Annotated in this window: 23 protein-coding genes; 13 read left to right on the forward strand and 10 right to left on the reverse strand. The window is 66.1% G+C overall.

The window, feature by feature from the left end:
• Positions 1-70: 70 nt before the first annotated feature.
• Positions 71-625 (forward strand): hypothetical protein, encoded by a 555-nt coding sequence (locus F9Z44_RS14840; protein ID WP_159607411.1) that lies wholly within the window; start codon positions 71-73, stop codon positions 623-625.
• A gap of 13 nt (positions 626-638) precedes the next feature.
• On the forward strand, positions 639-1,901 hold the full coding sequence (locus F9Z44_RS14845; protein WP_236574150.1) for a Fic family protein: 1,263 nt from the start codon (positions 639-641) through the stop codon (positions 1,899-1,901).
• Between the two features lie 81 nt (positions 1,902-1,982).
• On the opposite strand, the gene F9Z44_RS14850 is transcribed toward F9Z44_RS14845, so the two are convergent.
• The 4 genes from F9Z44_RS14850 to F9Z44_RS14865 form a co-directional block, all read right to left on the reverse strand.
• Positions 1,983-3,002: a TRAP transporter substrate-binding protein gene (locus F9Z44_RS14850; protein ID WP_159607413.1), complete on the reverse strand. Its 1,020-nt coding sequence runs from the start codon at positions 3,000-3,002 to the stop codon at positions 1,983-1,985.
• A gap of 48 nt (positions 3,003-3,050) precedes the next feature.
• Positions 3,051-4,343, reverse strand: a complete 1,293-nt coding sequence (locus tag F9Z44_RS14855) for a TRAP transporter large permease (RefSeq protein ID WP_159607415.1) — start codon at positions 4,341-4,343, stop codon at positions 3,051-3,053.
• A 68-nt stretch (positions 4,344-4,411) separates the two neighbouring features.
• Positions 4,412-4,903: a TRAP transporter small permease gene (locus tag F9Z44_RS14860; RefSeq protein ID WP_159607417.1), complete on the reverse strand. Its 492-nt coding sequence runs from the start codon at positions 4,901-4,903 to the stop codon at positions 4,412-4,414.
• Positions 4,900-5,439, reverse strand: a complete 540-nt coding sequence (locus tag F9Z44_RS14865; RefSeq protein ID WP_159607419.1) for a gluconokinase — start codon at positions 5,437-5,439, stop codon at positions 4,900-4,902. The genes F9Z44_RS14860 and F9Z44_RS14865 overlap by 4 nt, the downstream gene beginning before the upstream one ends.
• 183 nt (positions 5,440-5,622) lie before the next feature.
• On the opposite strand from F9Z44_RS14865, the gene F9Z44_RS14870 reads away from it, so the two are divergent.
• Complete coding sequence (locus tag F9Z44_RS14870) at positions 5,623-6,648, forward strand: LacI family DNA-binding transcriptional regulator (protein ID WP_159607421.1); 1,026 nt, start codon at positions 5,623-5,625, stop codon at positions 6,646-6,648.
• A gap of 7 nt (positions 6,649-6,655) precedes the next feature.
• Here the strand turns inward: F9Z44_RS14870 and F9Z44_RS14875 are convergent, their stop codons facing one another.
• A complete protein-coding gene (locus tag F9Z44_RS14875) occupies positions 6,656-7,009 on the reverse strand; it encodes a GFA family protein (RefSeq protein ID WP_159607423.1) in 354 nt (117 codons plus the stop codon).
• A gap of 282 nt (positions 7,010-7,291) precedes the next feature.
• Between F9Z44_RS14875 and F9Z44_RS14880 the strand changes: the two genes are divergently transcribed.
• The 9 genes from F9Z44_RS14880 (at position 7,292) to F9Z44_RS14920 (ending at position 16,525) form a co-directional block, all read left to right on the forward strand.
• Positions 7,292-8,602: an ABC transporter substrate-binding protein gene (locus tag F9Z44_RS14880; RefSeq protein ID WP_159607425.1), complete on the forward strand. Its 1,311-nt coding sequence runs from the start codon at positions 7,292-7,294 to the stop codon at positions 8,600-8,602.
• Between the two features lie 170 nt (positions 8,603-8,772).
• Positions 8,773-9,633: a carbohydrate ABC transporter permease gene (locus F9Z44_RS14885; RefSeq protein ID WP_159607427.1), complete on the forward strand. Its 861-nt coding sequence runs from the start codon at positions 8,773-8,775 to the stop codon at positions 9,631-9,633.
• Positions 9,634-9,643: 10 nt separating this feature from the next.
• Positions 9,644-10,474, forward strand: coding sequence for a carbohydrate ABC transporter permease (locus F9Z44_RS14890; RefSeq protein WP_159607429.1), 831 nt, complete (start codon positions 9,644-9,646; stop codon positions 10,472-10,474).
• A 20-nt stretch (positions 10,475-10,494) separates the two neighbouring features.
• Positions 10,495-11,538 carry an ABC transporter ATP-binding protein gene (locus F9Z44_RS14895; RefSeq protein ID WP_159607431.1) on the forward strand — a complete coding sequence of 348 codons (1,044 nt, stop codon included), beginning with the start codon at positions 10,495-10,497 and terminating at the stop codon, positions 11,536-11,538.
• A gap of 38 nt (positions 11,539-11,576) precedes the next feature.
• Entirely contained in the window at positions 11,577-12,311 is a 735-nt protein-coding gene (locus F9Z44_RS14900) for an SDR family oxidoreductase (protein ID WP_159607433.1), read from the forward strand.
• Between the two features lie 21 nt (positions 12,312-12,332).
• Positions 12,333-13,751, forward strand: coding sequence for a D-arabinitol 4-dehydrogenase (gene dalD, locus F9Z44_RS14905; protein ID WP_159607435.1), 1,419 nt, complete (start codon positions 12,333-12,335; stop codon positions 13,749-13,751).
• Between the two features lie 26 nt (positions 13,752-13,777).
• Positions 13,778-14,713 carry an AraC family transcriptional regulator gene (locus F9Z44_RS14910; RefSeq protein WP_159607437.1) on the forward strand — a complete coding sequence of 312 codons (936 nt, stop codon included), beginning with the start codon at positions 13,778-13,780 and terminating at the stop codon, positions 14,711-14,713.
• Between the two features lie 3 nt (positions 14,714-14,716).
• Entirely contained in the window at positions 14,717-16,189 is a 1,473-nt protein-coding gene (xylB, locus tag F9Z44_RS14915; RefSeq protein WP_159607439.1) for a xylulokinase, read from the forward strand.
• 48 nt (positions 16,190-16,237) lie between these two features.
• A complete protein-coding gene (locus F9Z44_RS14920) occupies positions 16,238-16,525 on the forward strand; it encodes a DUF1330 domain-containing protein (RefSeq protein ID WP_159607441.1) in 288 nt (95 codons plus the stop codon).
• Here F9Z44_RS14920 and creD read toward each other — a convergent pair.
• The 3 genes from creD to creB form a co-directional block, all read right to left on the reverse strand.
• Positions 16,519-17,868 (reverse strand): cell envelope integrity protein CreD, encoded by a 1,350-nt coding sequence (gene creD / locus F9Z44_RS14925; protein ID WP_159607443.1) that lies wholly within the window; start codon positions 17,866-17,868, stop codon positions 16,519-16,521. The genes F9Z44_RS14920 and creD overlap by 7 nt on opposite strands.
• A gap of 95 nt (positions 17,869-17,963) precedes the next feature.
• Entirely contained in the window at positions 17,964-19,403 is a 1,440-nt protein-coding gene (creC, locus tag F9Z44_RS14930; protein WP_159607445.1) for a two-component system sensor histidine kinase CreC, read from the reverse strand.
• A gap of 3 nt (positions 19,404-19,406) precedes the next feature.
• Positions 19,407-20,099, reverse strand: coding sequence for a two-component system response regulator CreB (creB, locus tag F9Z44_RS14935; RefSeq protein ID WP_159607447.1), 693 nt, complete (start codon positions 20,097-20,099; stop codon positions 19,407-19,409).
• Between the two features lie 126 nt (positions 20,100-20,225).
• Between creB and F9Z44_RS14940 the strand changes: the two genes are divergently transcribed.
• On the forward strand, positions 20,226-22,535 hold the full coding sequence (locus F9Z44_RS14940; protein ID WP_159607449.1) for a penicillin-binding protein 1A: 2,310 nt from the start codon (positions 20,226-20,228) through the stop codon (positions 22,533-22,535).
• Between the two features lie 75 nt (positions 22,536-22,610).
• On the opposite strand, the gene F9Z44_RS14945 is transcribed toward F9Z44_RS14940, so the two are convergent.
• Both F9Z44_RS14945 and F9Z44_RS14950 read right to left on the reverse strand, forming a co-directional pair.
• On the reverse strand, positions 22,611-23,591 hold the full coding sequence (locus F9Z44_RS14945) for an NAD(P)H-dependent flavin oxidoreductase (protein ID WP_159607451.1): 981 nt from the start codon (positions 23,589-23,591) through the stop codon (positions 22,611-22,613).
• A 26-nt stretch (positions 23,592-23,617) separates the two neighbouring features.
• On the reverse strand, positions 23,618-25,408 hold the full coding sequence (locus F9Z44_RS14950) for an acyl-CoA dehydrogenase (RefSeq protein ID WP_159607453.1): 1,791 nt from the start codon (positions 25,406-25,408) through the stop codon (positions 23,618-23,620).
• Between the last annotated feature and the right edge of the window lie 5 nt (positions 25,409-25,413).

Consider the following 25,413-nt stretch of genomic DNA (forward strand, 5'->3'; position numbering starts at 1 on the left):
GCTGGCCCTCACCGGCCTCACCCTGCTCACCCTCTCCGGCTGAGCCACGCCACCGCCTGCGGCCGATCGCATGGTCATCTCGCCCATGGGCACCGTGACCACGTACCACCGCAAGAGCTCGGGCAGCCTGGGCACCTACGACGGTCAGGTGGTGTGGACACACGCACCGGCCACCTGGCAGGGCAAGCCGGTGATTTCATTCGGCGCGCCGCAGGCGGGCGTGGCGCTGCACGACCCGGTGAGCTTCGCCATGGTTGCCACGCTCTCCCCCGACGGCAAGCCCTTCATGGCATTTGACCCACCGATCGACTACGCCTGGCCTCTGACGGTGGGGAAGACATGGAGCACGCAGTACACCGTGACCCTCTACCCCAGCGGTGCCACGGTGCCGCTGAAGCGCGACTTCAAGGTCGAGGGCATCGAAGACGTGACCGTGCCGGCCGGTACCTTCAAGGCGTGGAAGCTGTCATGGAAGGACAGCACGGGCGAGGCCGAAACCCGCTGGATCAGCCCGGCGCAGGGCGTCGCCACGGTCAAACGCCATGTCGAACGCCCCGCCACACACGCTCAGGGACCCGGCGTGCTCGACGCCGAATTGCTGTCGCGCGTGCTGCCGGCGAAGTGAGCCACGCAGCACCATGAAAATGGCCGACCCCAAACGGGGTCGGCTTTCTCAGACCAGCACTCGGACGTTTACTTCGCGCCGCGCGCCTTGGCCGCCGCCTGCGTTTCCTGTTTGGAGAACGGCAGCGGCAGCGCGTTGGCGCCATGGGTGTGATTGGGTTCAGGAATGGGTTTGGAGGGACTCAGACGGGGCATTAATGGGTGTAATTGGTTATAAAATTGGATGCATGATCCAAGTCAACACCCTGCAGATCACCCCCGAAATCCTGACCCTCATCGCCGGGATTGACGAGTTCAAAGGTGCTTGGCGCGCGCTGGGCACCTTGGCTCCCGATCGGCTCTCAGCCCTCCGCCGGGTGGCCACCATCGAGAGCATCGGATCGTCAACGCGCATCGAAGGCAGCAAGCTGTCTGACCGTGAGGTCGAGCGCTTGCTGTCCAACTTGCAAATCAAATCGTTCGCCACCCGCGACGAGCAGGAAGTGGCGGGCTATGCCGGTGCCATGGAGTTGATGTTTTCATCCTGGCAGGACATCACACTGACCGAAAACCACATCAAACAGCTGCACCGTGACCTGTTGGTCCACAGCGACAAAGACGCTTGGCACCGGGGCAACTACAAGACTTCGTCCAACAGCGTTGTGGCCTTTGACGAAGCGGGCCAACAGCTGGGCGTTGTATTTGAAACCGCAACGCCGTTTGACACGCCGCGCTTGATGGCCGAACTGGTGACCTGGTTCAACGAAGAACGAGAGACCCGCAGGCTTCACCCGCTCTTGGTCATCGGCATCTGGGTCGTGGTTTTTCTTGAGATCCACCCTTTTCAAGACGGCAATGGCCGCCTGAGCCGAGCACTGACCACCTTGTTGTTGCTTCAAGCAGGCTATGCCTATGTTCCCTATGCCTCGCTGGAAAGCGTGATCGAACTCAACAAGGAAGCCTACTACCTCGCCTTGCGCCAGACCCAGGGCACGATTCGATTGGATGCGCCCGACTGGCAACCCTGGATCACCTTTTATCTGCGCGCCCTGAGCGAGCAAGTGCGCAAGCTCGGTCGCAAAGTCGAGCGGGAAAAACTGGTGCTGGCGGTGCTGCCGGAACTGTCCCTGCAAATCGTTGAGTTCGCCCGCGAACACGGGCGCATCTCCATGGGAGATGCCATCCGTCTGACGGGTGGCAACCGCAACACGCTCAAGCAGCATTTCCGTGCACTCGTCAGCGACGGCATGCTTGTTCAACAAGGTGCTGGCCGCGGCGTTTGGTACCAACTGAAATAGGTCATCCTTCGGCCGCGCCCTCGCCATACAAAAAAAGCCAGCCCCTCGCGGGACCGGCCTTTTTGCATGACAGCGTGACGCTTACTTCGCGCCGCGCGCCTTGGCCACGGCGGCCTGGGTTTCTTTCCACAGGTCCATGCCCACGTTGGTGGCGATGGTGGCGTTGATGCGGGTGAGCTGATCGCGCATGCGGCCGGCCTCGGCGGGGCTGAGCTGGTTCACCTGCATGCCCTTGCCCTTGAGTTCGGCCAGCGCCTTTTCGGCCTCGGCGCGCGTGTCCTGGCGCTCAAAATCGCGGCTCTTTTTTGCGGCGTCCATCAGCACCTTCTGCTCGTCCTTGCTGAGCTGGTCCCAGTACTTCTTGCTCACGGTCACGATCCAGGGGCTGTAGACGTGGTTGGTCACCGTCAGGTACTTCTGAACTTCGTAGAACTTGCTGGAGAGGATGGTGTTGTACGGGTTCTCCTGGCCATCCACCGTCTTGGTTTCCAGCGCGGTGAAGAGCTCGGAGAACGGCAGCGGCACGGCGTTGGCGCCCAGGGTCTTGAAGCTGTCGATGAACACGTTGTTCTGCATCACGCGCAGCTTGATGCCGTCCATGTCTTCGAGCTTGGTGACGGCGCGCTTGTTGTTGGTGAGGTTGCGGAAACCGTTCTCCCAGTACACCAGACCCACCAGGCCTTTTTCCTGCAGCTTGTCCATCACCTTCTGGCCCACCGGGCCGTCGAGCACCACGTCGGCTTCCTTGGCGTTGTTGAACAGGAAAGGCGTGTCCCACAGGGCCATTTCCTTGGTGATGCCCACCAGCGTGGCGGTGGAGCCCACCATCATTTCCTGTGCGCCGCCAATCAGCGCCTGCTGCATCTGCACGTCCGAGCCGAGCGCGGCAGCGCCGATGGCGCGGATCTTCATCTTGCCGCCCGAAGCCTTCTCGACCTCCTCGGCAAACACCTTGGTGGCGCGGCCCTGATTGGACACTTCGTTGAGGCCGTAGCCGAAGCGGATGATGCGCGGCTTGATGTCTTGCGCCAGCGCGGCGAAGGGCGCGGCGAAAGCTGCCGCAGCGGTGGCGGCGATGAGGGTGCGACGGAACAGGGTCATGACAGTCTCCTTGGGGTGGTGAGGGGTGAAGGGGTGGGAAATGAAGGGTCAGCGCATCCACGCCACGGGCGCGGTGACGATCTGCGGGAACGCGATGAACAGGGCGAGAACGAGGATGTAGGTGAACAGGAACGGATTGACGCCCTTGATGACCTGGTGCATGGGCAGGCGCCCCACACCGGCCACCACGTTGAGCACGGTGCCCACCGGCGGCGTGACCAGGCCGATGGCGCCGTTGAGCACGAACATGAGACCGAAGTACACCGGGTCGATGCCCGCCTTGACGGCAATGGGCAGCATCACCGGCGCGAAAATCAGAATGGTGGGCGTGAGGTCGAGCGCGGTGCCGATCAGCACCAGCACGACCATCATGGTGATCATGAGCACGCGCGGATGCTCCACCAGCGGACCCAGCCAGCCGGTGAGCGTGGACGGCAGATCGGCCAGCGTGATCATGTAGCTGGCCACCGCAGCGCCCGCGCACAGGAACATCACCACCGAGGTGGTGCTCGCCGCGCGCACCAGCACGCCGTACACCTCGGGCAGGCGCATCTCGCGGTGCACGAAAAGCGCGATGACCAGCGCGTAGGCTGCGGCCACCACGGCGGCTTCGGTCGGCGTGAACACACCGCTCTTCATGCCGCCAATGATGATGACCGGCATCAGCAGCGCCCACAGCGCGCGGGCGGTGAGGCGCAGGCGCTCGGCCATGGGCACCGGCGGATGGCTCTCCAGCGTCATCTTGCGCAGCACCACGCGCCACGCCACCACCAGCGCCACGCCCATGATCAGCCCGGGCACGATGCCCGAGATGAACAGCGCCGAGATCGAGGTGTTGGTGGTCACGCCGTAGATCACGAAGGCCATGGACGGCGGGATGATCGGACCGATCACGCTGCCCGCCGCAATGAGACCGGCGGACGACGCCACCGGGTAGCCGTGCTTGCGCATCATGGGCAGCAGGATGGCCGACATGGCGGCCGCATCGGCCAGCGCCGAGCCCGACATGGCCGAGAGCAGCACCGCCGCGCCAATGGCCACATAACCCAGCCCGCCGCGCACGTGGCCCACCCAGGCCTGCGCCATGTCGATGATGCGTTTGCTGATGCCGCCCGTGTTCATGAGCTCACCCGCCAGGATGAAGAAGGGCACGGCCAGCAGCGGAAAACTGTCGACACCGGCCACCATGTTCTGGGCCAGCAGTTGCGTGTCCCAGAAATCCATCACCCAGGCCATGGCAGCCCCGGTGAGCAACAAGGCAAACGCCATGTTCATGCCGATGCCCATGAGCATCACCATGCCGGCCATGAAGACCACGAAGGCCATTGCTTCAACCGACATGAGAAACCTCCGTGCTGCGCACTGCGGTGCGAGCTTGCTTGGAGCGGTCCTGCGCTGCGCTCATCACATCACTCCATCTCGGCCTGATGGCCCAGGTCCAGCGGGGTGCGCTGCACGATTTCGATCAGCACCATGAGGCCGATGGCCAACGAACACAGCAGCGCGGGCAGCGGCAGCAGCGCCACCGGGTAACCCAGCACCACCGAATTGCTGTCCATGCCCACCACCACCTGCTGCCAGGCGCCCCGACCCAGCAACACGCAGGCCAGCAGCACCAGCAGGCGAATGGCCAGCGTGGCCGTGGCGAACAGCGCGGGTTTGTCGCGCAGCGCGCCTACCAGGCTGGTGAAGGCCATGTGCTGGCCCAGCGGGTAGGCGGCGGTCGCGCCCAGAAACACCATCCACACAAACAACAGGCGCGAGAGCTCTTCAGTGGCGTTGATGCCGCTGTTGAAGCCGTAGCGCAGCACCACGTTGCCCAACACACACACCACCATGCCGCCCAGGCACAGTGCGAGCAGGGCCTCGGCCCCGTGCTTCAAAAAAGGTCCCGGTTTCATGAGCGGTTCTCCAGGGTGGTGGGGGCTGGCTCGCTGCGCACCCAGCGCACCACGGCCGAGCCCAGGTCTTTGAGCGACTGCGTGGCGTCCAGGGGCAGCACGCCGGGTTCCAGCCGCGGATCTTCCAGGGTGGCGAACTGGCTGGCCACCAGGCTCACCGGAAACAGGTGCGCTGGCCGCGCGGCCACGCGAGCGCGGGCCTGCTCCTGCGTGAGGTCGAGAAACACAAAACGCAGGCCGGGCGCGGCGGCGCGCAGTCGGTCGCGGTAGCGCCGCTTGAGTGCCGAGCAGGTCAGCACCACGCCTTGCGGGTGGGCCTGCAGTTGCTCGGCCAGGGTGTCGAGCCAGGCGGCGCGATCGTCGTCGCTCAGCGGGGTGCCGCTGCGCATCTTGGTCACGTTGCCTTCGGAGTGGAAATCGTCGCCTTCGAGCAGCGGCACGCCCAGCGACCCGGCGCACAACTGGCCCAGGCTGGACTTGCCGCAACCCGCCACGCCCATGACGACGAGGGAGGTGTTTTCGGGCCGGATGTTCATTTGGTTGGTAGCGCTGTCCCGTTGGGCTAAAAAAATGGGCGGATTGCCTGCAAGGCATCGCCGCTGCTCCTCGGCGACTGCTCCAGGGAATACCTGAGATTTCAGGGTAAATTCGGGTGGCGCAGGGCTTCGGACAGCGCTATCCTAACGCCACACGATCCGCACCAAATACCGGGAAAACCCTTGGAACCGACCGAACGCAAGCGCCGCCACAGCGGGCGCACCACCCTCAGCGACGTGGCCCTGGCCGCCGAGGTCAGCCCCATCACCGCCTCGCGCGCCTTGCGCGGTGAACGCGGCGTGGCGGCCGATCTGGTGGAGCGCGTCAAGCGCGCGGCCGAGCAACTGGGCTACGTGCCCGACCCCGCCGCACGTGCCCTCGCCTCGCAGCGCAGCACCCAGGTGCCGGTGCTCGTGCCGCTGCTGTCCAACGCCTTGTTTGTCGACGTGCTCGAGGCCGTGCACCGCACCCTGCTGCCCCACGGCTACCAGCCCATGATCGGCGTGACGCACTACGAGCCGCAGGAGGAAGAACAGCTGCTGCGCAGCTACCTCGCGCACCGCCCCGCCGGCCTGTTGCTCACGGGTTTTGACCGCACCGAAGCCGCGCGCCAGATGATCGCCGCCAGCGGCGTGCCCTGCGTGTACCTGATGGAGCTCACGCAAGCGCCCAACGTGTACTGCGTCGGCTTCTCACAGATCGAAGCCGGCCACGCCATCACCGAACACCTGGTGCAGCGCGGCCGCCAACGCATCGCCTTCGTGGCCGCCCAGCTCGACCCGCGCACCATGCAGCGCGCCGAGGGCTACCGCCGCTGCCTGCGCGAGCACGGCCTGTACGACGCGCGGCTCGAACTGCTGAGCCCACAACCGTCGTCCATGCGCCTGGGTGGTGAATTGCTGGAAGACCTGCTGCGCACCAGGCCCGAGGTGGACGCAGTGTTCTTCTGCAACGACGACCTGGCCCAAGGCGGTCTGCTGACCGCGCTGCGCCTGGGGGTGGACGTGCCCGGCCGCATCGCGGTGGCCGGCTTCAACGACCTCTCGGGCAGCGACCAGATGGTGCCGCCCCTGACCACTGTGCGCACCCCTCGCAACGCGATGGGCGAGGCGAGTGCGCAGATGCTGCTGGGCCTGATGCGCGGGGAAGTGCCGGTGCGCAATTCGGTGGATCTGGGATTTGAGTTGCTGGTGCGCGGCAGCAGCTAGCCCGACCTCACAAGGCTCTGCCGTCGAAGTGGTGCACCGGGATCGCGGCGAGGTCGATGGTCGCCAGGCACCGCAGGTTGATGGCCGCCACGGCATTGCCCTTGGGATCGGTGCCCTCGCCAAAGGCGTGGATGCCGCAGGTGGTGCAGAAGCGGTGCTTGATCACGTGCTTGTTGAACAAATAGGTACCGGCGTCGGCATCGGGGGTCTTCAGCCGGAGGCTGGCACGGGGAACGAACCACAGCAGCGAAGCCCTTTTCGAACAGATCGAGCAGTTGCAGGCCAGTCCACTGTCGATCGTGCCCTCGACTTCGAAAGCGATCTTGCCGCAGTGGCAACTGCCGGTGTAGGTGGTGGTCATGGGTTCTGGCTCCCGGTGGTGTTCTGGCGAAGACCCGACTGTAGTCAAGCGACGGCCCAGCGGGGAGTAACAAGCGCGGCGTGAAAGAACGATGGCATCCACAGCCCCTCATGCCGCAAACTTTGCCCCACTTCCTAGGGTAAATCCCAGCCCATAAACGCAAGAGAGTACGGAACACCCCCATTTCTGTACAAACCGCGCGCGCCGCCGTGCCCAGAATTCGTCCACGGTCTGCAGGAGACCGTCGCATCCGCACCCCAACCAAAACGCAGGAGACAAACCGTGAAATTCCGCCTCGCTTCTGTTCTGGCCGCCGCCCTTCTGGGCGCCGGCATCGCACATGCCGCCAACACCGAACTCGTCATTGCCACCGTGAACAACGGCCACATGATCGAGATGCAAAAACTTGGCAAGGTCTTCGAGACCGCCAACCCCGACATCAAGCTCAAGTGGGTCACGCTCGAAGAAGGTGTGCTGCGCCAGCGCGTCACCACCGACATCGCCACCAAGGGCGGCCAGTTCGATGTGATGACCATCGGCATGTACGAAGCGCCGATCTGGGGCAAGAAGGGTTGGCTGCAGGCCTTGAAGACCGACGGCGCCTACGACGTGGACGACCTGCTGCCCGCCATCCGCAGCGGCCTGTCGATCGACGGCAAGCTGTTTGCCGCGCCGTTTTATGGCGAGAGCTCGATGCTGATGTACCGCAAGGACCTCGCCGACAAGGCCGGTGTGCAGGTGCCCGAGCGCCCGACCTGGGTGCAGGTCAAGGACCTCGCGGCCAAGATCCACGACCCCAAGAACGGCGTGTACGGCATCTGTCTGCGCGGCAAGCCGGGCTGGGGCGACAACATGGCGTTCCTGTCCACCCTGGTCAACACGCACGGCGGTCAGTGGTTCGACATGCAGTGGAAGCCACAGCTGGAGAGCAAGCCCTGGAAAGACGCGATCACCTTTTACGTGGACCTGCTGAAGAACTACGGCCCACCCGGCTCGTCGGCCAACAGCTTCAACGAGATCCTGGCGCTGACCAACTCGGGCAAGTGCGGCATGTGGATCGACGCCACCATTGCCGCCTCGTTCGTGAGCGATCCCAAGCAGTCCAAGGTGGCTGACCAGATGGCCTTTGCGCAAGCCCCCACCGCCGTGACGCCCAAGGGCGCGAACTGGCTGTGGTCGTGGAACCTGGCCATCCCGGCCGGTTCGCAGAAGGTGGACGCGGCGCAGAAGTTCATCACCTGGGCGACCAGCAAGGACTACATCCAGCTCGTGGCCAAGACCAATGGCTGGGCCAACGTGCCCACCGGCACGCGCAAGAGCACCTACGCCTCGCCCGAGTTCCAGAAGGCGGCCCGCTTCGCTGCGGCGGAGAAGATGGCCATCGACTCGGCCAACCCGACCGACTCGACCCTGCCCAAGAGCCCGTACGTGGGCGTGCAGTTCGCGGCCATCCCGGAGTTCCAGGCGATCGGCATCGCGGTGGGTCAGCAGATGAGCGCGGCCCTGGCCGGCAAGACCACGGTGGACGCGGCACTGAAGGCTTCGCAAGTGGCGGCTGATCGCGAGATGAAGAAGGCCGGGTACTACAAGTAAGCCCCGGGGGCTGTCGGCTCCCTCCCCCGCTGGGGGAGGGTCGGGGCGGGGGCACGCTGGCAGAAGCTTTGTCGGCGAAGACCTTTGCCCGGAGACGGCCCCCACCCCTGCCCTCCCCCAGAGGGGGAGGGAGTCTTCTCCTCAGCGTCTGTCGTCTTCAGGGTCTCACCATGAACCGCCTGCTCCCCCGCCTGCTGCTCACGCCCGCCATCGCCACGCTCTTCCTCTGGATGATCGTGCCGCTGGTGATGACGATCTACTTCAGCCTCATCCGCTACAACCTGCTGCAGCCGGATGTGACCGGGTTTGCCGGGCTGGAGAACTTCGAGTACTTCGTCACCGACGCCTCGTTTGGCACGGCGGTACTCAACACCTTGTTGTTGCTGGGCAGCGTGATCCTCATCACCGTGGGTTTCGGCACGGCCATCGCCTTGCTGATCAACGAGCCCTTCGCCGGCCGCGGCCTGGTGCGTGTGCTGCTGATCTCACCCTTCTTCGTCATGCCCACGGTCAACGCGCTGCTGTGGAAGAACATGATGATGAACCCCATCTACGGCGTGCTCGCGCAGGTGTGGACCTTCTTCGGCGCGGCCCCGGTGGACTGGCTCACCGACCACCCGCTGTTCTCCGTCATCGTCATGGTGTCGTGGCAGTGGCTGCCCTTCGCCACATTGATCTTCATGACCTCGCTGCAGAGCATGAACCGCGAGCAGCTCGAAGCCGCGCGCATGGACGGCGCCACCTACCTGCAGCAACTGCGCTACCTCTACATCCCGCACCTGGGCCGTTCGGTGGCCGTGGTCGTGATGATCGAGATGATCTTCTTGCTCAGCGTGTTCGCCGAGATCTACACCACCACCGGCGGTGGCCCGGGCGACGCGAGCACCAATGTGGCCTTCCTGATCTTCAAGCAGGCGCTGCTCAATTTCGATGCCGGTGTGGCCTCGGCCGGTGCGCTGTTCGCGGTGGTGCTGGCCAACATCGCGGCCATCTTCCTGATCCGCATGGTTGGCAAGAACCTCGACAAATAAGGCACTCACCATGGCACGCCAATCCACCTACACGCCCGCCTACGCGGTGCGCACCGTTGCTGCCTGGGCCGTGGCCCTGCTGCTGTTCTTTCCGCTGGGCTGGCTGCTGCTGACCGCGTTCAAGACCGAGCTGCAGGCCATTGCGGTTCCGCCCGAGCTGTTCTTCAAACCCACGCTGGAGAACTTCCACGAGGTGCAGGAGCGCAGCGACTACCTGCACTACGCCTGGAACTCGGTGGTCACCAGCGTGGTGTCCACCCTGCTCGGTCTGGCGATTGCCGCGCCGGCAGCCTACGCCATGGCCTTCTTCAAGGGCAAGTACGACAAGGACATCCTGATGTGGATGCTCTCCACCAAGATGATGCCGGCCGTGGGCGCGCTGGTGCCCATCTATGTGCTGGCGCAAAAGAGCCACCTGCTCGACACGCAGCTCGGCCTGATCATCGTGTTCACGCTGTCCAACCTGCCCATCATGGTGTGGATGCTGTATTCGGGCTTCAAGGAAATTCCCAACGAGATCCTGGAGGCTGCGCGCATGGACGGCGCCACGCTCTGGCAGGAGGCCACCAAGGTGCTGCTGCCCCTGTCGCTGGGTGGCTTTGCATCCACCGGTCTGCTGTGCCTGGTGCTGAGCTGGAACGAAGCCTTCTGGAGCCTGAACCTCAGCTCGGCCAAGGCCGGCACGCTGGCCACGCTGATTGCCAGCTACTCCAGCCCCGAGGGCCTGTTCTGGGCCAAGCTTTCCGCCGCTTCGCTCATGGCCATCGCGCCCATCGTGGTGTTCGGCTGGTTCAGCCAGAAACAACTGGTCCAAGGCCTCACCTTCGGCGCGGTCAAGTAAACCTCTTCAGGACACAAACCATGGCTTACCTGCAACTCAAGGGCATCGAGAAATTCTTCGGTGAACACCGCGCCATCAAGGGCATCGACCTGGACATCCAGCCCGGCGAATTCATCGTCTTTGTCGGGCCGTCGGGCTGCGGCAAGTCCACCCTGCTGAGGCTCATTGCCGGGCTGGAGCACATCGACGGCGGCACGCTCAGCCTGGAGGGACGCGACATCACCCACCAGCCCTCCAGCAAACGCGACCTGGCCATGGTGTTCCAGAGCTACGCGCTCTACCCGCACATGAGCGTGTTCGAGAACATGAGCTTCGCGCTCAAGCTCGCCAAGGTCGACCCCAAGGTGATCGAAGACAAGGTCAAGCGCGCCGCTGACATCCTCAACCTCACGCCCTACCTGCAGCGCACACCCAAGGAACTCTCGGGCGGCCAGCGCCAGCGGGTGGCCATCGGCCGCGCCATCGTGCGCGCGCCCAAGGTGTTCTTGTTCGACGAGCCGCTGTCCAACCTGGACGCCGCGCTGCGCGGCCAGACCCGCGTGGAGATTGCCAAGCTGCACCGCGACCTGGGCGCCACCACCATTTACGTGACGCACGACCAGGTGGAGGCCATGACACTGGCCGACCGCGTGGTGGTGCTGCGCGACGGCCTGATCGAACAGGTGGGCACGCCGCTGGAGCTCTACGACCGCCCGGCCAACCAGTTCGTGGCGCAGTTCATCGGCACACCGCAGATGAACGTGTCGCCGCTGCAGCAGATGCCCGCACTGATCCAGCAGCAGGCCCCTGCGGGCGCGGTGGGTGGCTCCATCGGATTGCGGCCAGAGAACGTGGTGGTGCGCCCGGCCGGCCAGGGCGCCATCAAAGGCCAGGTGGACCTGATCGAAGCGCTCGGTGCCGAAACGCTCATTTACCTGAGAACCACCGAAGGTGCGCCGCTGGTGGCACGCCAGAGCGATCGCACCACGCTCACGCCGGGCGACGCCGTCACGCTCGACATTGCCACCGACCACGCGCACTGGTTCGACAACGCCGGCCGTGTGGTTGGTCGAGCCGCCGCCTGAGCCCCCCGAACCAGCACACCCCACGATCAAGCAACAACATGAGTGCTACACATCCTTTGAATGGCCAGGTGGCCGCCGTCACGGGCGCGGCATCGGGCATCGGTTTCGCCAGTGCCCAGGCCATGCTGTCAGCGGGCGCCCATGTCGTGCTGATCGACCGCGATGCGCAAGCCCTGGCAAAGGCCTGCGACACGCTGGGCCCCACCGCCCTGCCGCTGGTGCTGGACCTGCTGGACCCCGCGCAATGCGCAACGATGCCCGAACGCATCCTCGGTCTGGCCGGCAGGCTCGATGTCTTTCACGCCAACGCCGGGCTCTACGTGGGCGGCGACCTGATCGACGCCACCGACGACGCCATCGACCGCATGCTCAACCTGAACGTGAACGTGGTCATGAAGAACGTGCGCGGCGTGCTGCCCCACATGATCGCGCGAGGCAGCGGCGACATCATCGTCACCAGCTCGCTGGCGGCGCATTTCCCCACACCGTGGGAACCGGTCTATGCCTCGTCCAAGTGGGCCGTGAACTGCTTTGTGCAGACGGTGCGCCGCCAGGTTTTCAAGCACGGCATCCGCGTGGGCTCCATCTCGCCCGGGCCGGTGATCACCTCGCTGCTGGCCGACTGGCCGGCCGAAAAGCTGGCCGAGGCCAAGGCCAGCGGCAGCCTGATCGAAGCCTCGGAAGTGGCCGACGTGGTGCTGTTCATGCTCACGCGCCCACGCGGCATGACGATCCGCGACGTGGTGATGATGCCCACGAACTTCGACCTCTGATCCTGTCTTTCATCACTGACCATGAACACCATCCTGCACCTGGGCCTGGGCTCGTTCCACCGCGCACACCAGGCCGTCTATGTTCACCAGCTGCGCCAGCTCGGTGACACCCGCTGGACCATCGCCGCCGGCAACCTGCGCCCCGACATGCTGGACACCATCAGCGCGCTGCAGGCGCAGGGCGGCGCCTACACGCTGGAGACCGTCACACCACAGGGCGAGCGCAGCTACACGCGCATCACGTCCATCCAGCGCGTGCTGCCGTACCAGGACGATCTGGCCCCGCTGGTGGCCGTGGCCGCCGATCCGGCCACGCGCATCATCTCCTTCACCGTCACCGAAGCCGGCTACTACCTCGACGCCCAGAACCGGCTGGACTGGGCCAGCTTCCCCGACCTGCGCGCCGATCTGGCGGCCGTGAAAGCCGGCCAGGCCGGCCACACCCTCTACGGCGGTCTGGTCACCCTGTTGCGCGCGCGCATGCAGGCCCAGGCGGGCCCGGTGACGCTGATGAACTGCGACAACCTGCGCCACAACGGCGAGCGCTCGCGCGGCGGCCTGCTGCAGTTCATCGATGCGCTGGGCGATGCGCCTCTCAAGGCCTGGGTGCAGGCCAACACCAGCAGCCCCAACGCCATGGTGGACCGCATCACCCCGCGCCCCACGCCCGACGTGGCCGTGCGCGTGCAAGCCGCCACCGGCCAGCACGACCCGGCCGCCCTCATGGGCGAGAGCTTCATCCAGTGGGTCATCGAAGACCACTTCATCGCTGGCAGGCCCGAATGGGAGCGGGTGGGTGTGGAGATGGTGGCGTCGGTCGATGCGTATGAAGAAGCCAAGATCCGCCTGCTCAACGCCACGCACTCCTGCATTGCCTGGGCCGGCACGCTGATCGGCCACCGCTACATCCATGAAGGCACACACAACGCGGTGATCCGCCGCTTCGCCTACGATTACGTGACCGACGACGTGATCCCCGTGCTGGACACCCCCGAACATCCCTGCCCCATCAACCTGCCCGACTACCGCGATGTGGTGCTCGACCGCTTCAGCAACCCGGCCATTGCCGACACCAACCAGCGTGTCGCCATGGACGGCTTCAGCAAGATCCCGGGCTTCATCGCGCCCACCATACGCGAGCGGCTGGCGCGGGGTGAACCCATTGACAGCGTGGCCATGCTGCCGGCACTCTTCCTGGCCTATCTGCAACGCTGGCATACCGGCCAGATTCCCTACACCTACCAGGACCAGGCGATGAAACCCGAGACCGCCCACGCGATGTGCGACGCCGCCGACCCTGTGGTTGCGTTCTGCGCCGACACCACGCTGTGGGGTGAACTGGCCGGCGATCCGCGGCTGGTGGACGCCGTGCGCCGCGCCCGCGATCGGGTGAGCCGTTTCGTCACGGCCCACACCGGCGTGAGCGCCACCCCCACCTGACCCGGACACCGGTGCCGGCAAGTTCCATGACCGTTCGCAACCGCACCACCCCGCGCCAGATCAAGCCCGAGCTGGAACACGAGCTGGCCCGTTCGCCCAACCTGGGCTACGAGTCGTCGAACGACGTGGGCTTCGTGCGTTGCCTGTCACACGGCTTCCCCACGCCCCTGGCCCGCTGGCACTACCACGACGAGTACGAGCTGCACCTGATCACCAGCACCAGCGGCAAGCTGTTCGTGGGCGACTGGATCGGCCCCTTCCAGGCCGGTCAGCTCGTGCTCACCGGCCCGCGCCTGCCGCACAACTGGGTCAGCATGGACATGCCCGAAGGCGGCGTGGCCTTGCGCGATCTGGTGATCCAGTTTTCACATGAGCCGCTGGTGCGCGCGAGCGACACCATCCCCGAGCTGGCCGAGGTGCTTCCACTGCTGGAACGCGCCAAGCACGGCATCGAGTTCTTCGGCATGTCCGAATCTGCAGAGGCCCACTGGCACAAAGTCAAGAGCACGCGTGGCCTCAAACGCTTCACCGCCTTCTGCGATTTCCTGAGCGACCTCGCCGCCTGCACCGACTACCGCCTGCTCTCCAGCGTGCAGCTGCAGAGCACCGACGACGACGCCTCGCTCGACCAGATCGACGCCGTGGTCAGCCGCATCACCGACCATCTGGCCGACGAACACTCCGCCGCCGCGCTCGCCACCGAACTGGGCATGAGCGAGAGCAGGTTCAGCCGCTTCTTCCGCAAGGCCACCGGCAACACCTTCACCGACTTCGTCAACCGCGTGCGCATCAGCCGCGCCTGCCAGTTGCTGATGGACACCGACCAGCAGATCACCCACATCTGCTACGAAGTGGGCTTCAACAACGTGGCCAACTTCAACCGCCGCTTTCTTGAAATCAAGGGCATGACACCCAGCGAATTTCGCCGCCAGTCGCTCACCCGCTTCCGAGGCGCGGCCTGATTCATGTTCCTCGGTCTCGACCTCGGCACGTCCGAACTCAAAGCCCTGCTGCTCACCGACACCCACGAGGTGATCGCCACCGCGCGCTCGCCGCTCACCGTTCAGCGCCCGCAACCCCTGTGGGCCGAACAAGCCCCTGCCGACTGGTGGCGCGCGCTCGAAGACGTGATGGCGCAGTTGCAGCACGCCCAGCCCGCCGCACTCGCTCGCCTGCAAGGCGTGGGCTTCTCGGGCCAGATGCACGGCGCCGTGCTGCTTGACGAACACCACACGGTGTTGCGCCCGGCCATTCTGTGGAACGACGGACGCAGCGGCGCGCAGTGCGAGCAGCTCAGCGCTGCGGTGCCCGAGCTCGCCCGCATCACCGGCAACCTCGCCATGCCCGGCTTCACGGCACCCAAGCTGCTTTGGGTGCGCGAGCACGAGCCGGCCCTGTTCGCGCGGGTGCGCCGAGTGCTGCTGCCCAAGGACTGGCTGCGCCTGCAGCTCACCGGCGAAGCGGTGAGCGAGATGTCGGACGCAGCAGGCACGCTGTGGCTCGACTGCGCGCGGCGCGACTGGTCCGACGCCCTGCTCGACGCCTGCGGCCTCACGCGCAGCCACATGCCGCGCCTGGTGGAGGGCAGCGAAGTCTCGGCGTTCATCACCCCCGAGCTCTGCGCGCGCTGGGGCCTGCCCGCGCGCGTGCCGGTGGCCGGTGGTGCGGGCGACAACGCGGCCAGCGCCGTGGGCATGGGGCTGGTGCGGCCGGGCGAAGGCTTTGTGTCGCTCGGCACCTCGGGCGTGGTGTTCGTCAGCGGCGACCGTTTTCAGCCCAACCCGCAGCGCGCGCTGCACGCCTTCTGCCACGCGCTGCCCGGGCGCTGGCACCAGATGTCGGTGATGCTGAGCGCGGCGAGCGCGGTGAGCTGGGCGAGCCGAACACTGGCCTTCGACAACGAAGCCGCGCTCCTCAAGGCGGCCGCGCGCCTCACACCGGCCGAGCGCACCACGGCCCCGCTGTTCCTGCCCTACCTGAGCGGCGAGCGCACGCCGCACAACCAGCCGCTGGCCAGCGGCGTGTGGTTCGGCATGACGGCCGCGCACGGCCGCGATGCCCTGGCCTACGCGGTGGCCGAAGGCGTGGGCTTTGGCCTGCGCGACGGCCTGCAGACCCTGAGCGCCACCGAGCCACCGCTGCACGCGCTCTCACTGGTGGGCGGCGGTGCGCGCGACGCGTGGTGGGCGCAGTTGCTGGCCGACTCGCTGGGCCTCACGCTGCGCGTGCACGCCGGTGGCGAGACCGGCGCCGCGCTGGGCGCAGCGCGCCTGGCCTGGCTGGCCTGCGGGGGCACGGTGGACACGGTGTGCACCACGCCTCCCGTCACGCGAAGCTTCGAGCCCGACGCTGCGTCGCACGCCGCGCTGCTGCCACGGCACGCGCGCTTCCAGGCGCTGTACGCGGCGCTGCTGCCGCAGTTCATTGCCACGAACTGATGCGGCGGCGGTAAGCTCCCCGGTGCGCCCCAAACAACAGGAGACACCATGCCCGCTTACCTCTACGGCAACATCGAAGTCACCCGCCCTGATCTGTACGAGGAATACCGCCGCGAGGTGCCTGCGCTCATCGCCGCGCACGGCGGGCGCTACCTGGTGCGCGGTGGCGCGGTCTCGGTGCTTGAAGGCAATGGCGTGCCACAGCGTCAGGTGATCCTGGAGTTCCCCGACATGGCGCACCTGCAGGCCTTCTACACATCGCCCGAGTACCAACGCCTGGTCAAGGTCCGCCAGAGCGCGTCCACCGGCACGCTGTTGGCCATCGAAGGTTACTGAGACGGCTGAGCGGGTGGTTGCGGCGAACCAATCACGCTGTACCAGTCCAGCTTGCGTGTGACCACCATGATGGCCGCGAGCGCGCCGAAGAGCAGCAGCGAACCCATCATCAAGGCGTTGTCTTCCGACACCAGGATGCCGTAGAGCACGCCGTACAGCGCCACCAGCATGGCGCTCATGCCCACGGCCGGCCGCCAGCCGCGCAGCACATGGCGCAGGTAGTGCGTGAGCAGACCGATGCACGCCGCACTCGCCAGCAGGTAAGCCAAGGCGAAATCCAGGTGTTCCGAGAGCGAGAGCAGCAGCAGGAAAAACAGCACCAGCGCCGCGCCGATCATGAGGTACTGCATGGGGTGGATGCGCCAGCGTTTGACCATCTCCAACACGAAGAACGCGGCGAAGGTGAGCACGATGAACATCAGCCCGTACTTGGTGGCGCGCTCGGTCAGGCGGTACACGTCCACCGGGTTGTCCAGCGACACCGAGAAGCTGTCTGGCGACCCCCTGGCCTCACCGCGCTGCGCAAACTGCTGCTGCGCCTGGGTGGAGAGCGAGGGCACGCTCCAGGTGGCCTCAAAACCTTGATCGCTCACGCTGCGCGTGCGCGGCAAAAAGTCACCTCCAAAACTCGGGTGCGGCCAGGACGAGCGCAGGCTCACGCTGTTCTCGTCGGCCAGCGGCACCCAACCCATGCGCCCGGTGCCGGCCAGCTCCACGTTCAGCGCGATCTCGAACGTCGCACCGGGCTTGAGCAGCTCCAGATCCACCGGCGCGGCCAGCGGCAGCGGCAGCTTCTGTGCTGCGGGTGACGGTGCCATGGTCACGGCCTTGCCCGCCACGGTGAGCTGCGGCGCGCTCAGCAGACCCCGCAGATCGCTCACGCCCAGCACCATGCGCGGCTGCCCGAGCGTGATCTGGCCGTTTTTCTCCACCGGCTCAACGCCGCTCCACACGAAGCGGCCCGTGCTCTGGTGGGAGCTCGTGTAGACCGTGACCGGGAAAATGCCGCGCCAACGGGTTTGCGTTTCCAGCTGGCTGCGTGTGTCCAGGCGGGTGGGGAAGCGCAAGGCCACATGGGCCTGCGTCACACGCTCTTCGCGCGTCTCGCCCCGGCCTGTTTCCACCAGCACGGTGCGAGTGAAGGTTTCGGTGTACGGCACGTAGAGCACCGGGCCGGTGATGGTCTGTTCCCCGGCGTGGGCGCGCGCCACGTCGCTGGCGGCCTCGGCGCGGTAGGCGCTGCGCTCCTGGATCGTGTCGAACACCATCAACAAAGGGATAGACAGCAGCAGCATCAGCGAGAAGATGACGAGCAATTTGCTCAGCAGGGGGTGTTTTTTCAAGGCGGGCTCCGTGGTTGCAACAGTGCCAGTCTCTCAAGCGGATGTGCAGCGGCCGTGCAGTGCCGCGGCGGTTTGTGCAGTGGGTGTGAAAACGCTCAGAGCGGCAGGCGCCAGCGCACCAGGCAGCCGGGCGGTTGGTCAACGTTCGCCACCTGAATCTCGCCATGGTGCAGGTCGCTCACCTCTTTCACCAGGCACAGGCCCAGGCCCGAGCTCTTCTCTTGCAACTCGCAGCGCGGCAGCGAGTAAAACCGCTCGAAGATGTGCGCCTGCGCGTAGCCGGGCACACCCGAGCCCTGGTCTTGAACCGACCACACGAGCGCGTCTCCATCGTTGACCAGCTTCAGCCACAGTTCACCCTGCCGGGGCGAAAAATCGATCGCGTTGTCCAGCAGGTTCTGCAGCGCCTGACCCAGCAGGAAAGCGTCACCGCGCACCACCTCGCCCCTGCCCAACTCGTCTCGCACACGCAATCCCTTCAGACGCAGTCTTGGCTCGGCGCGTTGCAGCAGGTCGCGCGTCAACGCGCTCAAATCCACGGGCTCCCGCTGGCGCAAGGCGCGCATCTGCTCCACATCAGCCAGGCGCAGCAGTTTGTCGATCAACTGCCGCAGGCGCTCGGTCTGGCGCTGGATGTTGCCGGCGAAACGCTGGCGGTCCGGCTCGGGCAGGTCTTCTTCCAGCAACTCGGCCGCGCCCCGAATGGCGGCCAGCGGACTCTTGAGTTCGTGGGTGAGCGTGTGCACGTAGTTCTCGACATAGGCCTTGTCTTCGAGCTTGACGCGCATGCGCTCCACCGCTTGGGCCAGGTCGTTGAACTCGGTGTTGCCACTCAGGCGCCCGAAGCGCGGCAGGGCCACGCGCTCGCCGCTGGCCACCGCGTTGGCATAGCCCCGCAGGCGCGAGAGCGAGCTGGCCACCCACCAGCTCAGCAGCACACCCATCAACAACGACAGACCGAGCAGTGCCCAGGACCAGCGCAGGATGCGCTGCTGGCTGCGTTCGATGTAGGGCTCCAGACTGCGGTTGGGCCGCGACACCGTGAGCGCGCCGATGATGCGGTCACCATCGCGGATGGGCGCGGCCACGTGCATCACCGTGCTGTTCGGGTCGTTCGGGTTGGCCAGGCTGGAGCGCGCCCCGTACTCGCCGCGCAGCGTGCGCAGCACGTCGTTCCAGCGCGAAAAGTCCTGCCCCACCGCCGCTTGCCGCGTGTCGAAACGCACGATGCCCTGCGCGTCGGTGATGGTGATGCGGTAGTCAACACTGTTCTTCTGAAAGCCCCAGATGCTGGCGCCGGGCTGCGCACCCGGGTAGGCCTGCAGCGCCTGTGCAAAACCGCCAGTGGCGATGGTGCCGGCCTTCATGTCGGCGGCCGCGAGTTGGGCGAACGCGTGGGCCGCGTCGATCAGGCTGTCTTCCATGGCCAGGCGCGTGCCGGGCTTGACCTCCTGCAGGAACACGTTGAGCACCACCACCAGGGCCACGCCCAGGATGAGGAAAAAGCCCAGCAGCAGCCGCAGACCGATGCGCATGGTTCAGTCCACCGCGCGGATCGAATAACCCATGTTGCGGTGGGTCTGGATCAGCTCGGCCTGCACACCCCGCGCGCGCAGCTTGGCGCGCAGCAGCTTCACATGCGCGTCCACCGTGCGGTCCGACGTGTCCAGCGCACCGCCCCACACCAGGTCCATCAGCTCCACACGCGAGAAGATGCGCTCGGGCCGGCGCAGCAGCGTGGCGAGCAACTGGAATTCGTAGCGGGTGAGCGCGAGCCACTCGTTGCCGCAGCGGATGCGTTGCGCGGCTTCGTCGAGTTGAAGCAGTGCGCTTGTGGGCGGCGCGGGCTCGGAGGTCAACGGCGTGGCCGCGCTGCGTCGCAAGATCGCTCGCACACGGGCGCACACCTCGCGCGGCGAAAACGGCTTGACCACGTAGTCATCCGCGCCCAGCTCCAGGCCAAGCACGCGGTCGATCTCCTCATGCCGCGCGGTGAGAAACACAATGGGCATCTCACTGGTCTTGCGGATGGCGCGGCAGACATCGAAGCCGCTGCCGTCGGGCACACCCACATCAAGAATGGCGAGGTCTGGTGGCTGCGAACGGAAGGCCTCGAGCGCGTGCGTGGCCAGGCGCACATGCTGCACCTCGAAGCCCTCGCTTTGCAGCGCATAGAGCAAGGTGTCCGCGATGGCTTGTTCGTCTTCGAGCAACAGAATGCGCTTGCGCATGGGCGGTTTCACCGGGTAGGCCGGGGGTGGCGGGCCATCTTAACTGTGGCTGAGGACACAGCTGGTTACCACCCTCACGCACAGGCTGCACATGCAGCGCACACCGATCCGGGACAATGCCACCTCATGCCCATGCTCAACCTTCGCCGTGCGGTGATCACCCTGGCCGTGATGCCCGCCGCCTTCATGGCGCCTGCCCTGCAGGCCTCGCCCTTCGATCTGCCGCCGCTGGACAGCATCGTCAAGTACCAGCCCAAGCTGCCCTTGCAGGTGTTCACCGCCGACGGCGTGGAGATCGCGCAGTTCGGCACCGAGCGGCGCGAATACCTGCCGCTGTCGCGCACGCCCAAGCTGCTGCAGGACGCCGTGCTGTCGGTGGAAGACGCCCGCTTTCGTGAACACAACGGTGTCGATCCCAAGGGCATGGCGCGCGCGCTGCTGGCGGCGGTCACGGGTGGGCGCAAGCAGGGTGCGTCGACCATCACACAGCAGCTGGTGCGCACCATGCTGCTCACGCGGGAGTTTTCTGCCGAACGCAAGGCCAAGGAAATCTGGCTCGCGCTCAAGCTGGAAGACGAACTCTCCAAGGACCGCATCCTGGAGATCTACCTCAACGAGATCTTTCTCGGCCAGCGGGCCTACGGCTTTGCCGCCGCGTCACAAACCTATTTCGGCAAACCGCTGGACAAACTCTCGCTGGCCGAAACCGCCATGCTCGCCGGCCTGCCGCAGAACCCCTACTACGCCAACCCGGTGGCCAACTTCGAGCGCGCCACACAGCGCCAGCGCGTGGTGCTTGAGCGCATGCGGGCCACCGACGCCATCAACGATCGGCAACTCGCCGCCGCGCGCGCTGAGAAGCTCGTGATCCGCGAGCCGGGCACCCGCAGCGTGCACGCCGCCCACGTGGCCGAAATGGCACGCCGGGCGGTGGTGGAGCGCTTCGGCACCGAGGCTTATTCGAACGGCTTGCGTGTCACCACCTCGCTGCGCGCGGCCGACCAGCGCGCCGCCCACGCCGCCGTGCAGCGCGGGGTGCTGGACTTCGACCGCCGCGGCGCCTGGCGTGGTCCGGAGGACATGGAGAGCCTGCCTTCGGGTGATGGCGCCGAGGTGGAGCGCGCAGCGGCTGAGGCCCTGAAAGACCACCGCGACGACGAGACCCTGCGCGTGGGCATCGTGCTCGCGGCCAGCCCAAAAGCCATGCAGGTGCAGTTGTCCAGCGGCGAGCGTGTCACGCTGCAGGGCGAGGGCCTGCGCTGGGCGCAGAAGGGTCTGGAGCCCAAGGCCCAGGCACCGCTGAAGATCGCGCGCGGCGCCATCGTGCGGGTGGTGAGCGCGGGCAAGGTAAAGGGCAAACCGGCCTGGGCGATTTCGCAGTGGCCCGAAGCCGAAGCAGCGCTGGTGGCCATGGACAGCCACACCGGGCGCGTGCGCGCGCTGGTGGGCGGGTTCGACTTCACCCAGCAGCCGTTCAACCACGTCACCCAGGGCTGGCGCCAGCCGGGCTCGGCGCTCAAGCCGCTGCTGTACTCGGCGGCGCTCGAAGCGCGCGTCATGCCGGGCACGCTGGTCGACGACCTGCCGTTCACCGCATCCAACGGCTGGAGCCCCACCAACAGCAACGGGCAGTACGCCGGCCCCATCACGCTGCGGCAGGCACTGGCGCGCTCCAGCAACCTCGCCAGCGTGCGGGTGCTGCAGCACACCGGCACGCAGGTCGCGCGCGACTGGACCACCCGCTTCGGTCTGGACGCTGCCCGCCAGCCCGACAACCTCACCCTGGCCCTGGGCACCGGCAGCGTCACGCCGATGCAGATGGCGCAGGCCTACGCCACGCTGGCCAACGGCGGCTGGAAGGTGGCACCGGTGGTGGTGGAGAAGATCACCGATGCACAAGGCAAAGTGCTGTTTGAAGCGCCCCCGCCCGAGCCGCTGACGGAAGCCAACCGCGCCATCCCGGCGCGCAACGCCTTCGTGGTGTCCAGCCTGCTCAACGAAGTGACCCGCAGCGGCACGGCCGCGCGCGCGCAGGCCACGCTCAAGCGCCCCGACATCTACGGCAAGACCGGCACCACCAACGACGCTGTCGACGCCTGGTTCACGGGTTACCAGCCCAGCCTGGCCACCGCCGTGTGGGTGGGCTACGACAAGCCGCGCAGCCTGGGCGGCGGTGAATCGGGCGGGCGCATCGCGCTGCCGATCTGGATCGACTACATGGGCGCCGCGCTCAAGAGCACGCCGGTGGCGCCGCCGCCTGCAGCGCCCGAAGGTCTTGTGCGCACTGCGGACGACTGGATGTACGCCGAATGGCAAAGCAGCGGCTCGGTGGCGCAGATTTCAGACCACGGTGGTGTGCAGTACGCGCAGACGCCGGGTGCGGCCATTGGTGAGGCTTTGAGCAGCTTCGGCGCCTGGCTTCGCGGTGAGAGATAAACCTGCCGGAGCTTGCTTGGCAGACGCAAAAAAGCCGGCTCTGGAAGCCGGCTTTTTTGTCAGTGAAGAGCCTGATCAAGCGGCGCAGATGCGCGCCTTGGCTTCCGCGTACTCGCGCTTGAAGCGCGCCACCAGATCGGCCGCCGGCACCACCTCGCGGATGGCGCCGATGCCCTGGCCGCAGCCCCAGATGTCTTTCCATGCCTTGGCGGCGTTGGCACCTTCACCGGTGCCGAAGTTCATCTTGCTCGGGTCGCTCTGCGGCAGGTTGTCCGGGTCCATGCCGGCGTTCTGGATGCTGCCCTTGAGGTAGTTGCCGTGGATGCCGGTGTAGAAGTTGCTGTAGACGATGTCGTCGGAGTTCGACTTCGTGATCATCTCCTTGTAGCCCTCCACCGCACGCGCTTCCTCGGTAGCGATGAAGGCCGAGCCGATGTAGGCGAAGTCGGCGCCCATGGCCTGCGCGGCCAGGATGGCGCCGCCCGAAGCAATGGAGCCCGAGAGCGCGATCGGGCCGCCAAACCACTCACGGATTTCCTGCACCATGGCAAACGGGCTCTTCACACTGGCGTGGCCGCCGGCACCGGCCGCCACCGGAATCAGGCCGTCAGCACCCTTCTCGATCGCCTTGTGCGCGAACACGTTGTTGATCACGTCGTGCAGCACCACGCCGCCCCAGCTCTGCACCGCCCTGTTCACGTCTTCGCGTGCGCCCAGGCTGGTGATGACGATCGGCACCTTGTACTTGGCGCACAACTGCATGTCGTGCTCCAGCCGGTCGTTGCTCTTGTGCACGATCTGGTTGATGGCGAACGGCGCGGCCTTGTTGTCCGGATTCGCTGCGTCGTGCGCAGCAAGCGCTTCGGTGATCTCGGCCAGCCACTCGTCGAGCTGAGAAGCCGGGCGCGCATTGAGCGCGGGCATGGAGCCCACCACACCGGCCTTGCACTGGGCAATGACGAGCTTGGGGTTGCTGATGATGAACAGCGGCGAGCCGATCACCGGGAACTTGATGTTCTTGAGAACCGGGGGCAGGCTGCGGGCGGGTGCGGTCATGAAGTCTCCGTCGGGTTTGTGGTGGGTCAGAACGATTCGATGGCCAGCGCGGTCACGGCCTCGGCGCCTTCGACGATCGCATCGCGCGTGCCCGGAGCACGGCTGAGGATGTGATCGGCGTAGAAGCGCGCGGTGGTGATCTTGGCCTGCATGAAGGCCGTGTCCTGTCCCTGGGCCGACAGATCCTCGGCCACCATCAGCGAGCGTGCGAGCTGCCAGCCGGCCATGAGGTTGCCGGCCAGCATCAGGTAGGGCACGCTGCCGGCAAACGCCGCGTTGGGGTTGCTGCGCGTGTTGGCGGCAATGAACTCGACCACGTCCACAAACGCTTCGCGCGCGGCTTTCAGGCGTTTGTGCACGGCCTTGGCGTTGGCGCTCTCGCGCTTCGCAAGTTCGCCTTCGGTCTTCTCGATCTGCGCGGCGATCGCCTTGGCGCCGGTGCCGCCGTCGCGCGCGGTCTTGCGGCCCACCAGATCGTTGGCCTGGATGGCCGTGGTGCCTTCGTAGATGGTGAGGATCTTGGCGTCGCGGTAATACTGCGCCGCGCCGGTTTCTTCGATGAAACCCATGCCGCCATGCACCTGCACGCCCAAGCTGGTGACCTCCAGGCTCATCTCGGTGCTGTAGCCCTTGACCAGCGGCACCAGGAATTCGTAGAAGGCCGCGTTTTGCTTGCGCGTGTCGGTGTCAGAGTGGTGGTGCGCGGCGTCGTAGGCGGCTGCGGCCACGGCAGCCATGGCGCGGCAGCCTTCGGTGAGCGCTCGCATGGTCATGAGCATGCGCTTCACATCGGGGTGGTGAATGATGGGCGCTGCGGCCGACAGCGTGCCGTCCACCGGGCGGCTCTGCACGCGGTCCTTGGCGTACACCACGGCCTTCTGGTAAGCCCGCTCGGCGATCGCAATGCCTTGCACACCCACGGCGTAACGCGCGGCGTTCATCATGATGAACATGTACTCCAAGCCGCGGTTTTCCTGGCCCACGAGGTAACCGACCGCGCCACCGTGGTCGCCGTACTGCAGCACGGCCGTGGGGCTGGCCTTGATGCCCATCTTGTGTTCGATGCTCACGCAATGCACGTCGTTGCGCGCACCCAGCGAGCCGTCTTTGCCGACCATGAATTTGGGCACGACAAACAGGCTGATGCCCTTCACGCCTTCGGGCGCGCCGGTCACGCGCGCGAGCACGAGGTGCACGATGTTCTCGGCCATGTCGTGCTCACCGTAGGTGATGTAGATCTTGGTGCCGAACACCTTGTAAGTGCCGTCGGGCTGCGGCTCGGCGCGGCTGCGCACAGCGGCCAGATCGGAGCCGGCCTGCGGCTCGGTGAGGTTCATGGTGCCGGTCCACTGGCCGCTGACCAGCTTCTCCAGGTAAATGGCTTTGAGCTCGTCGCTACCGGCGGTGATCAGCGCCTCAATCGCGCCGTCGGTGAGCAGCGGGCACAGCGCAAAGCTCATGTTGGCGCTGTTGAGGATCTCGCCACACGCAGCACCGATGGTCTTGGGCAGGCCCTGGCCGCCGAAGTCGGTGGGGTGCTGCAGACCTTGCCAGCCGCCCTCGGCGTACTGCTTGAAGGCTTCCTTGAAACCCGGTGTGGTCGTGACCTTGCCGTCCTTGAAGAACGAGGGGTTTTTGTCGCCCTCCCAGTTCAGCGGCGCGATCACGCCTTCGTTGAGCTTGGCGCACTCTTCGAGCACCGCCTGCGCGGTTTCGAGTCCGGCGTCTTCAAAGCCCGGCATCTGCGCGACCTGGTCGATGCGCGCCAGGTGCTCGATGTCGAACAGCATGTCTTTGAGGGGGGCGGTGTAACTCATTCTGT

Source organism: Hydrogenophaga sp. PBL-H3 (genome assembly GCF_010104355.1).
GTDB lineage: Bacteria > Pseudomonadota > Gammaproteobacteria > Burkholderiales > Burkholderiaceae_C > Hydrogenophaga.